This window comes from Gordonia sp. N1V, from assembly GCF_029269935.1.
Taxonomy (GTDB): domain Bacteria; phylum Actinomycetota; class Actinomycetes; order Mycobacteriales; family Mycobacteriaceae; genus Gordonia; species Gordonia polyisoprenivorans.
In genome coordinates this window covers 1-10416 of sequence record NZ_JARJDD010000018.1, presented here as the reverse complement: position 1 = coordinate 10416, position 10416 = coordinate 1, and the positions used below count along the sequence as shown (strand labels likewise).

General features: G+C 67.1%; 7 protein-coding genes. All 7 read right to left on the bottom strand.

The window, feature by feature from the left end; translation table 11 throughout:
* Positions 1 to 1440 (bottom strand): polysaccharide biosynthesis tyrosine autokinase, encoded by a 1440-nt coding sequence (locus P3L18_RS20460; RefSeq protein WP_276115073.1) that lies wholly within the window; start codon positions 1438 to 1440, stop codon positions 1 to 3.
* Positions 1427 to 2860 carry a hypothetical protein gene (locus tag P3L18_RS20455; RefSeq protein ID WP_276115072.1) on the bottom strand — a complete coding sequence of 478 codons (1434 nt, stop codon included), beginning with the start codon at positions 2858 to 2860 and terminating at the stop codon, positions 1427 to 1429. The genes P3L18_RS20460 and P3L18_RS20455 overlap by 14 nt, the downstream gene beginning before the upstream one ends.
* On the bottom strand, positions 2847 to 4250 hold the full coding sequence (locus P3L18_RS20450; RefSeq protein WP_276115071.1) for an oligosaccharide repeat unit polymerase: 1404 nt from the start codon (positions 4248 to 4250) through the stop codon (positions 2847 to 2849). The genes P3L18_RS20455 and P3L18_RS20450 overlap by 14 nt, the downstream gene beginning before the upstream one ends.
* Positions 4247 to 5356, bottom strand: a complete 1110-nt coding sequence (locus P3L18_RS20445; protein ID WP_276115070.1) for a polysaccharide pyruvyl transferase family protein — start codon at positions 5354 to 5356, stop codon at positions 4247 to 4249. The genes P3L18_RS20450 and P3L18_RS20445 overlap by 4 nt, the downstream gene beginning before the upstream one ends.
* On the bottom strand, positions 5353 to 6414 hold the full coding sequence (locus P3L18_RS20440) for a glycosyltransferase family 1 protein (protein WP_276115069.1): 1062 nt from the start codon (positions 6412 to 6414) through the stop codon (positions 5353 to 5355). The genes P3L18_RS20445 and P3L18_RS20440 overlap by 4 nt, the downstream gene beginning before the upstream one ends.
* A 14-nt stretch (positions 6415 to 6428) precedes the next feature.
* The gene (locus P3L18_RS20435; RefSeq protein ID WP_079932127.1) at positions 6429 to 7496 is read right to left on the bottom strand and encodes a glycosyltransferase; all 1068 of its coding nucleotides are present in this window, start codon (positions 7494 to 7496) and stop codon (positions 6429 to 6431) included.
* 173 nt (positions 7497 to 7669) lie between these two features.
* Positions 7670 to 9190 (bottom strand): sugar transferase, encoded by a 1521-nt coding sequence (locus tag P3L18_RS20430; protein ID WP_079932133.1) that lies wholly within the window; start codon positions 9188 to 9190, stop codon positions 7670 to 7672.
* Positions 9191 to 10416 lie beyond the last annotated feature (1226 nt).

Genomic DNA, 10416 nt, shown 5'->3' with positions numbered 1-10416 from the left:
TCACCGCCGTGCACCCAGGCGGCCGCGGGGCGTCGAGCCCTCGACGGATGCGGTGGAGTTGGGCTTGCCCAGATCGTTGCTGTAGTAGGTGTAGCCGCCCGAGTAGGCGCTGGTGCCGCGTCGGACACCGTTGAGCACGAAGCCCAGCAGAGCGACACCGGCCACCTCGAACTGGCTGGTCACCGCACGCAGATCGGGAGCCAGCGTCTTACCCGAACGTACCACCAGCGCAACGCAATCGACCCACTGCGACATCACGACGGCGTCGGTGACCGGCAGCACCGGCGGTGAGTCGATGATGACGAAGTCGAAGCGCTCGCGTAGTTCGGCGATACCGTCGGCGGCGCGGCGCGAGCCGACGAGTTCGGCCGGATTGGGCGGCACGGACCCGGCGGCGAGGATGCTGAGCCGCTCGGTGCCGCTGGGCTGGACGAACTCCATGATCGACCCCTCGCCGCCGAGGTAGTCGGTGAGGCCGACGTGCGGGTTGATCTCGAGTGCGGTGGCCACCGCCGGACGCCGCAGGTCGGCGTCGACGAGGATCACCGTCTTGCCGGCCTCGGCGAGGCAGCGTGCCAGGTTGACCGCGGTGGTCGTCTTGCCCTCGGCCGCACCACCACTGGTGATCAGGATGGCCCGGACCGGGTCGTCGACGTTGGCGAATGCGAGGTTGGTGCGCACCATGCGGAACGCCTCGGCCAGTGCCGACGCCCCCTTGTTGAAGGGCACCAGGCTGGTGTCGCGCAGGTCCGTCGAGAACGGCAGCGACCCGAAGATCAGGCTCGACCCGATGTCCTCGAGGTCGGCGGTGGAGGTGACGGTGCGGTCGAAGCGGTTCTTGACGAACAGCACCACCAGGCCCGCCACGATGCCGATCAGGAACGCCAGCAACGTGTCCCGGACGGGTTTGGGTGAGACGGCCTGGGTTTTGCTCTCGGCGTGGGTGACCGGGGTGACCTTGGCCAGTGGTTGACCGCCTGCCGCCGGACTCTCCAGGGTCGCCACGTATCCCGACAGGCTGTCGGCGACCGCGTTGGCGATCTGCGCGGCCTTCTCCGACGAGCCGGCGTCGGCACTGATGTTGAGCATCACGGTGTCGGGTTTGGCGGAGGTCTGCAACGCCTCACGCACCTCGTCGCGGGTCATCCCGAGGTTGCCCTGGCTGATGGCCCGGTCGATGACCTCGTCGGAGGAGGCCAGTTCGGCGTAGGAGGCCACGCGCTGTTGGGAGGCGAGCGATCCCTGATAGGCGGTTTGCGCCGAGGCCTCCGATCCGGATGTCACGTACACCGCAGCGGTGGCCCGATAAACCGGGCTCTGCAGCATGGAGTACCCGAAGCCGCACAGGGCGACCACGATCCCGCAGGCCAGGACGATCCACCAGCCACGGCGTACCGCGTCCAGCACGGGAGCGACCCGTCCTGGGTCATTCGTGTCCACCGACACCGACTCGACTCGCATGGTTGCTACCTCTCTGGTTGACGCTCTTCTGGAAGCGACCGACCGCGTCATCGCGGTTGGCTCGCAACGGTTGTGGGGATGGGGGCGATGCGGGCGCACCGGCGGGCACGCGGGAGAACAGAAGCGCGAACAGTGACGCGATCAGTACCCACGACATGGCGATCATCGCGACGAAGGCACCGGTGACCGAGCCCAGCCAGGCGCCGAGGGGGCAGACGATCAGGGCGAGCGCCCCGACCATGGTGCGCACCCGCACCACCGACCAGGTCTGGCGCGCGGCACGCACCAGCACTCCGGGGACGGCTTCCATCGCCGCAGAGAATCGGGCCAGGCCACCGATGAGGATGAACGGTGCGGCGTGCGCCCAGGTGTCGCCGAGCAGCGCACGGCCCAGCGAGTCGGGCAGCATCAGCAGGATCAGCATCGAGGTGCCGATGGTGACGGCGATGGTCGCGGTCATGCCCACGGTGTCGGTGCCGATGTCGGCGCGGGTGAGCCGGCCGCGGGTGACGATGTGCGACAACACCACGCTGCGCAGGTAATTCGTGACGACGTTGGTGAGTCCGTAGATGACGATGACGCTGCGGAAGGCGGCGACGTCGGCGACTCCGGACACCGCGGCGATGACGAACACCAGCGCCCATTGCAGCAGCGCACCCCACACCGACTCGTAGAAGAAGCTACCCAGGTACGGGCGCGCCGTCGTCACCCATCGGCGCAACGGGTGCACCGGTATCCCGCCGCGGATCAGGTGGATGACCAGGGGCACAACGGGTGCGGCGAACATCACCAGGATCGCTTGATCGGCGCTGCCGCCACCGGCGAGGGTTGCGGCGAGCAGCGACAGTTGGGCGATCGCGACGACGACGTCGAGCAGCAGCAGTGAGGCGGTGTCGAGCCGGGAGATGTAGACGAAGCGCAGGGTGTCGTAGCCGAGGATGATCGGCGAGACCACCAGGCACAGGCAGCAGATCTGCACCAACCGGTTGTCGATGACGGCAAATCCGATGCCGCCGAGCACAGCCAGGATCAGCGGAACGATCAACGAGACCCACACGACTGCGCGGCGGAGGTCGCCGGCATCGATGTCGTTGTCGCCGTCGCCGTTGTGCCCGTTGCCGTTGCCACCGCCGCTCTTGTCGCCACCGTTCTTGTCACCACAGAGGACGACGAGCGGTTCGCCGGTGACTGAACGCGCCATCGCCGTGAGCGCCTGGTAGAACACCATGGCTCCGGCGAACAAGCCGAGTTCGGCGGTGTCGAGGTAGCGGGCGGCGATCACCAGGAACAAGAAGCTGGCCATGCTGACCACGGCCTGGTCACCGGCACCGAAAACCATCGCCCGGGCCCGTGGGCCGGGCCGGGACAGCTTCTGCCGCAGCGACTTACCCGGACGCATGGATCTCCCGGCGTTTCGGCCCGGGCAGCAGGACGGCGATCACCAACAGCGCCAACAGGATCGGGATGAACCGGCCCTGGGACCAGTAGATGATCCGGGACACCTCGAGCAGACCCATGATGGTCAGCGAGTAGGCCAGCAGCGACACGAGGCTGCCCTGGGTGGCGCGGTAGAACAGGTAACCGACGGCGAGGCCGAGGAGAAACCAGTACAGCATCGAGAGCGGTGTGCCGAGGTCGGCGTCGGTGATCAGGAAGGTGCCCTGGTTGTTGAACTCGGGGTTGGCGCTGTTCTCCAGCATCATCTTCCACCACTGTTGGGGGTCGAGTCCGGCGATCTCGGGTCGTCCGGCGATCATCGACATCCCCGGCCCGTCCCACACTGCGGCAAACGAGTAGTACGGGTCGTGTGGTTTGCCGGCGACGGCCGCGTGGTACATGGCGCTGTTGTTGGCGGTGGTGACGTAGTAGCCGGCCAGTCGGGTGGAGATGTATTCGGTGAAGCTCGTCGTCACGATGTTGCGGTAGTACAGCCAGCTGCGGGAGTATTCGAACACCGCGAACAGACCCCAGATGGCCGGGATCGCGAAGAACGGTGCGGTCTTTCGCATCACGCGTTCGATGGGTCCGCCCCGCGCGATCTGTGCGCCCGGCGCCGTGCCCGCGCGCATCGGTTGCACCGCGAAATACAGGAAGATCAGCGGCAGGCCGACCTCGATGATCGCGAGGCGTTCGCCGTAGAAGAACGAGCGGTAGACGGCCAGGGCGACGAGGACCACCATCTGCCAGGTGTAGGCGCGCACACCCATGCGGCGCAGCATCATCATCACCCCGGCGGCGACTGGCCCGAGTTGGGTGAAGGTGGTGATCCCGGCGACCGGCGGGTTCATCTTCTTCAGCGCGCTGATCGCGCCCTCCTGCAGGGTGATCACGTTGACGAAGTCGGTGACGGTGGTCCCGCGCAGGAACGACATGGCGATCCAGATGCCGTATCCGAAGAGCGCCAACACGAATGCGCCGACGGCGATCGCCCGCAGCCGCGCCACGGCCGAGGCACTGACCCGCACGATCGTCACCCCGGGCCGCACCCGCAGCGTGAACACCGCCAGACCCACCAGCAGGCTCAGGCCCGACAGGAAGCCGGTCATCCCGATGGTGGCGTCGATGTAGCGCGGGGTCTTCCACAGGGTGAATGCGCTCGTCGGGATCAACGCAGCCGAGATGGGCAGCAGCGCAACGAAGATCGCGGCGATCCACAGCGGGTGGAACCACCACGGGATCATCAGGCGGAAGCCGTGTTCGCCCGGCGCCAACCCGGCCGGCGCGCTGCGCGACTGCTCCGCCCGGCCGGGTGGGCCGGCCTGCGGTGCGGCGAGGTCGGGTGCCGTCATCCCGGATGCCCCGCCAGTGCGTGGAGTTCGGGAGTCAGGCCGACGCTGGTGCGCAACCGGTCCCGCAGTTCGCGCCACCGGGCGCGGTGGGCGTCGGCGCGCTGGGCGAGCAGTCGGTCGTAGGTCGCGCGTTCGGCGGGATCGTCGAGGAGTCGGGCGACCTGTTGTTCCACCACGGCCGGGGTGAAGCTGCGGAAGTGGTGGACGTAGGCGTCGAGCCCGAGGTCGGCGAAGGCTCCGAAACCCTTGCGTTCGTAGGCGAGGTGGATGACGTAGTGGCCGGCTTCGAGGGCCATCAACGCGGCGTGCAGGCGCATCGCCACCACCACGCGTGGTTCGGCGCGCGGGTCGAGGAGTTCACGCGGGGTGAGGATCTCGGCCGGGCCAAGTGATTCCATGACGGTGGTGTCGTTGTTACCGGCGACCGCGCTCTGCACGTAGCCGTCGAATTTGCCGAGCATCCCGGCGAGTTCGGTGACCGGACGCGGCAGCGTGCCGCGTACCGAGCGGACCGAGAGCACCACCCGCGGCATGGTCGTGCGGCCCGGGGCCGCGGCGTCGTCGGTGCCGCGGTCGGCGACCGAGCCGCTGATGATCGCGACGTCGGGGATGCGTGCGATGTTGGGGGCGGTGCCGAGTTCCTCGATGCTGCGGTCGTCGCGCAGGCATACGGCGTCGAGTGATCCGATCATGGTGCGTACCAGGCGTCGTGCGGCGCCGCGGCTGGGTCCGATGCTCTGGGGGAGGTACACCGTCGGGGTGTGGGTGCGGCCGGCGGCCAGCAGTTGTGGTCCGTGCACGATGGCGGTCTTGGCGGATTCGACGCCCGACCCGAATCGCAGGTACCCGCCGCCGACCCCGACGACGAGGTCGTAGGCGTCGAGGTTGCGCAGTACCTGCAGGTAGCGGCGCGCCTCGCCCAGTGATCCCGGTTTGCTCGACACGCACCGAAGGCCCAGGTACTGAAAGGATTCCGGGTATGCAGCGACGAGGGCGATGTCGGTGTCGGGGCCGAGTGCCTCGGTGATCAGGTCCACGGCCCGGTCGACGAGCATGCCGTCGCCGAGGTTGTCGGAGCTGTAGCAGTGCAGCAGAGCGACTTTCATGTCAGTAACTCCTCGTAGACAGCCAGGTGCGCCTCGGCGCTGCGCTGCCAGTTGAACTGTCGGGCCCAGTCACGTCCGGCGTCGGCGAGCCTCGTGCGGGTGTCGCCGTCGGCGACTGCGGCCAATGCGTCGGAGATGCCCGCGGCGATGGCCGACTCGTCGATCTCGGCGAGTTCGAAGGCGGGACCGGCCACCTCGGCGAGCGCGCCGCGTCGCGAACACAGCACCGGGCAGCCGTGCGCCAGCGCCTCGAGGACCGGTAGCCCGAAACCCTCGTAGCGGCTGGGGAACACGAACAGCCGGCAGTGACGCATCAGGTGTTCGCGTTCGGAGTCGCTGACGAATCCGAGGTGGACGACCCGGGGTGAGTTGGCGATCTCGGCCATGATCGCGTCGGCGGCCCAGGCCGGTTTACCCGCGATCACCAACGTCACCCCGGCGGGGACGTCATCCATGGCGCGGATGAGCGCGGCAATGTTCTTGCGGGGCTCCAGGTTTCCCAGATACAGGATGTAGTCGTCGAGGTCGCGGACGGTTGTGCGGACCGGTGGGTCGGTGTCCGGGCTGTCTGCGCTGTTGGGCCCGCTTCCGGTGTGCTCGATACCCGTGTGCTCGATACCCGTGTGTTCGATGCCGTGGTAGATGACGTCGATGCGGTTCGGGTCGACGTCGAAGACTTCCGCGACGTCGATGGCACTGGCCTGCGAGACGGTGATGACGCGGTCGCAGGAGTCGATGGCACGCGCGACCCGGGTACGCCAGATCCGTTCGGCCATCGGGGTGCGGCCGGTGTCGATCCATCTGCTCGCCACGCCGTGGACGGTGACCACCGACGGCACGCGGGTGCGCACCAGCGGGCCGGTGTCGGCGACGTAGTGGACGAGATCGAGCTCGGCGGAATGGATTCCGGCTGCGGTCTCGCGCACGGTGTTGGCCAGGGGGTGGCCGAGTCCGCCGAATCCGTCGACGGTGTGGCCGCGGTCGCGGAGTTGCCCGGCCAGCGACCGCGCGTAGGTCGTGTTGCCGCCGACGTGGCGGTCGAGGATGCGCCTCGGCATACCCACCCGCACCGCTAGGCTCCCTCGGCGAGGCAGGCGTCGTAGCAGTCGACGAACGCCTGACGCTGCTTGGTCTTGTTCATCGTCGAGAGCACGCGCACGGTGCGGTCGACGACCTCGTCGTGGTAGTCGTCGTCGGCGACGATGTGGTGGATCTGATCGGCCACCTCGGTGACCGTCGATTCGCAGACCAGTGGGGTGCCGTCGAAGCAGGGGATGTCGCGGACCACGGTGGGGATGCGGTAGCTCGCGGCGTCGAGGACCGACAGCGGAAACCCTTCGTACAGTGCGCTGTGCACGTAGACGTCGATCGATCGGAGCAGCGCGTCGAGTTCGTCGTCGCCGACCCAGCCGGTCACCGTCACCCCGTTGTGTTCGAGCAGTCGCCTGGCGTCGGGGTCGCCGTCTCCGATCCAGATGAGCTCGGCGTCCTCGTGTTTGCGCTGTAGTGCCTTGGCGAGCTGGGCGAAGAACCGCGGGTCCTTCTGCGGGCAGATCCGGCCGATCATCGCGACCCGGGCCCGCTCATGCCACGGCTGTGTCGCGGTGCGCAGCGGGTCGGCGGGTTCGCGGTGCGCCGCGTTGGGTACACGCACCACCTGGGCGCGGCCGAGGCGGACGCCGATCATGCTGCGCGCCACCGACTCCTCCTCGGGAGTCAGCACCACCATGGTGTGTTTGCGCAGGCTCAGCAGTTGCTCAGCGGCGCGGAACACGCCTTGTTTCCAGCCGGCGCGTTGCGGGTCCTGCAGCACGAAGCAGTGTGGCTGGTAGATCGTGTGCACCGGCAGGGCTGCGGCGCGACAGAAGAATCCGGCCCAGCTGGAGTGCGCATGCACCAGATCGGGTTGCAGTTGATGGGCCCGGGTGCGCAGGTCGCCGATGGCGCGCAACGGGTCTCGGGAGAGTTCGGTGACCGACGCGAACTCGGCGGCGCCGGAGCCGACCGATCCGCCCGCGGCCAGCAGATGATGCTCGTATTGCGGGGTCAGCGAGACGATCTTCTCCACGGCCCGGCTGATGCCGCCGTCATAGACGTTGGTGGTGTGCAGGATTCGAGGCGTGTGGGTGGGGTACGACATCGGGTTCTCGTTTCTCGAAGCGTCGGTCTGGATGTCGGTGATGTGTCTGGCGGTGGTGTGTCTTCTGGGGGTGGGAATGGACCGGACGGCGTCGGCGGGTACTCGCGGGGGTGGGGTTACTCAGCACCCGACGGCGCCGTCCGGGGTCTTGGGGCGTCCAGGTTGGGGGGTGATCAGTAGGCGCCGGTCTTGTCGAAGACCGCCCGGACGGTGCGCCACAGGATCAGCACGTCTTGCATGATCGACCAGTTCTCGACGTAGGAGAGGTCGAGGCGGATCGAGTCCTCCCAGGACAGATCGGAGCGCCCCGACACCTGCCAGAGCCCGGTCATCCCGGGTTTGACCAGCATGCGTCGTGCGATCCGCCCGTCGTACTGCTCGACCTCGTCGGGCAGCGGTGGGCGCGGGCCGACCAGGCTCATCGTGCCGCCGACGACGTTGAACAGCTGGGGCAGTTCGTCGAGGCTGTAGCGACGGATGATCTTGCCGACCCTGGTGATTCGCGGGTCGTCACGCATCTTGAACAGGACGCCGTTGCCTTCGCTGCGGGCGCGGAGATCGGCTTTGACGCGGTCGGCGTCGACCACCATCGACCGGAACTTCCACATCTGGAACGGCGCATTGTTCACCCCGATGCGGGTGGCCCGGTAGAAGATCGGGGCGCCGGTGTCGAGGACGATCGCCAGCGCAACCAGGCACATCGCCGGCGCCAGGGCCAGGATCAATACCGCAGCACCCACCCTGTCGACGAGCGCCTTGCGGAATCGGTTGGCGCCTTCGTAGCGGGGTTTGTCGATATGCAGCAATGGAAGTCCGGCAACCGGGCGCACCGTGAGTCGGGGGCCTGCGACGTCGGCGACGCCGGGGGCGACGAGCATGTCGACGTCGACGCGCTCCAGACCCCAGGACAGTTCCTGCATGGCGTCGGGGCCGAGGACCTCGGCCGAGCTGACCGCCACCACCGATGCGTCGGCGGAGTCGACGGCCGCCAACACGTCGTCGAGGTCACCGTGGACCGGGATCGCATGCTCCCCCACCTCGATGTGTGGGGGCAGCGGCGCGACGGTGCGCGGGAGGCACACCCCCACGACGTCGTACCCGAGCTGGGGTGTGTGGGTGAGCCGGTGCACGAGCGATGTCGCGGTGTCGCGGCTGCCGACGACCAGGAGCTTCTCCATGTTCAGCCGGTTGCGGCGTTGACGAGACAGGTTGCGGCGCCACAGATATCGCGACACGAGCAAGGCGACGGTGCCCAGCGGCAGCGCCAGCAGCAGGAAGCCGCGGGCGATCTGCAGCCGGAAGATCTGGTCGACGATCGCCAGTGCGCCGAAGACGGCGAAGCAGGCCGTGGCCACGCGGCTGTATTCCTGCGGGCCGGACCCGACGACGCGACGATCCAGCGCGTGGTTGGCACGTAAAGCTATGAGCCACAAAATGATCAAGATGAGGGCCACGCTGGTGGCCGGGATCTCGACCTGTCCGCGCTGGCCGAACGGGTTGCCGGTACCGAACCGGAGAAGGTGCGCGACGGCGACCGCGGCGATCACGATGACCGCGTCGGAGATGGCCAGCCGGGCCAGGTACTTCTTGCTCCATTGGGGGCGACTACGACGTGCGCCGATGTCGGGATTGCTGTCTTGTGTTGCGTCTGAACTCCACACGTTCAGCGCCGATGCTTGCCCTGACGGACTCACCACACCTCCCACGATCAGATCTCGGTGGGGCGATGTCGGCCGAACGGTCGCGTCACCGCCACCGCCGGCCTCCTCGCGGCCCGGCCTCTTCGCCGAGCCAGCCCGCACGTTGCTTGCGCGGGCCCATGACCGCCCCGAACCACTCTTCGGCCATGTTCACGTGAATCAATCAATGCGGGACAGTTGACAAGCTCCCATTGATCTTTAGCACGGGTCAACATTAACCCCCGTTTACCCGGACCACAACGCCGTATTGGAATTCTTTTGTGACTTCTCCACCGTTTGACAGCCACACGGAACGCGATTAACGGAGATTCTTCGCTTTGCTCAACAAATGCCCGCTCGCCGATCGGCAGCAGGGCCATGACCAGCGCTCCCAGGCTGGACATTCTGTCTGGTCACAGCGTTGCGGACCAGAGTCCAGATTGCTTGATCCCAGCGAGTGTGACGGTCTTCACAGTGCTTTCATGTATGCCGTTTCTTGTATTTCCAGTATGTAAACCAGCAGCTGAGACGAGGTTTCGGTGTCATTTCACCCAGATCCCGAATGCCGGCTTTGCGAGATTGAATTCTCGATTCTTGTGAATCCGCCGTTCCGCGATTCCAGGCGACGCAAAGAATGCCGAGGAATCCCGCGCATGAATGGCCAGGACACATCAAAGAATGTCGCCAAGAATGCATTCCTGCTGAGCTCGTCCGATCATCGAGCCGCTTCCCTCTGCCCCATGGACCGCCAGAGCGTGGCCCTCCTCCCGCTGGTCGAAAAGCGCCGCCCTTCGACGCCGCCGAGCGCGCTCCCCTTTTCCCGCTGGTCGAGGAGCGCCACCCTTCGATGCCACCGAGCGCGATCCCCCTCCGATGGTCGAGGAGCGCCGAGCGAGCGCAGCGAGCACGACGCGTCTCGAGACCACCGCACGCCAACACCCGGAACCACCCGACTACGAATACAACTTCCACCACAGCGAACCACCGACCCCGAAAAACAGGGTTTTCGAGCCGATTCCGTGGAAGTTATATTCACACCGGGCCGGCACCCAGCACCGGGTCACCGCGTCTCGAGGCTCCTCGCCTAGCGGCTCGTCACACCTCGACGACCGAGGAAAGGGCCGGCCCCCTGATGATCAGGTCGAGGAGCACCGGTCTCTTGATGCCTGCCGAGCGCGCCCCCCTCCCGATGGTCGAGGAGCGCCGAGCGAGCGCAGCGAGCACGACGCGTCTCGAGACCA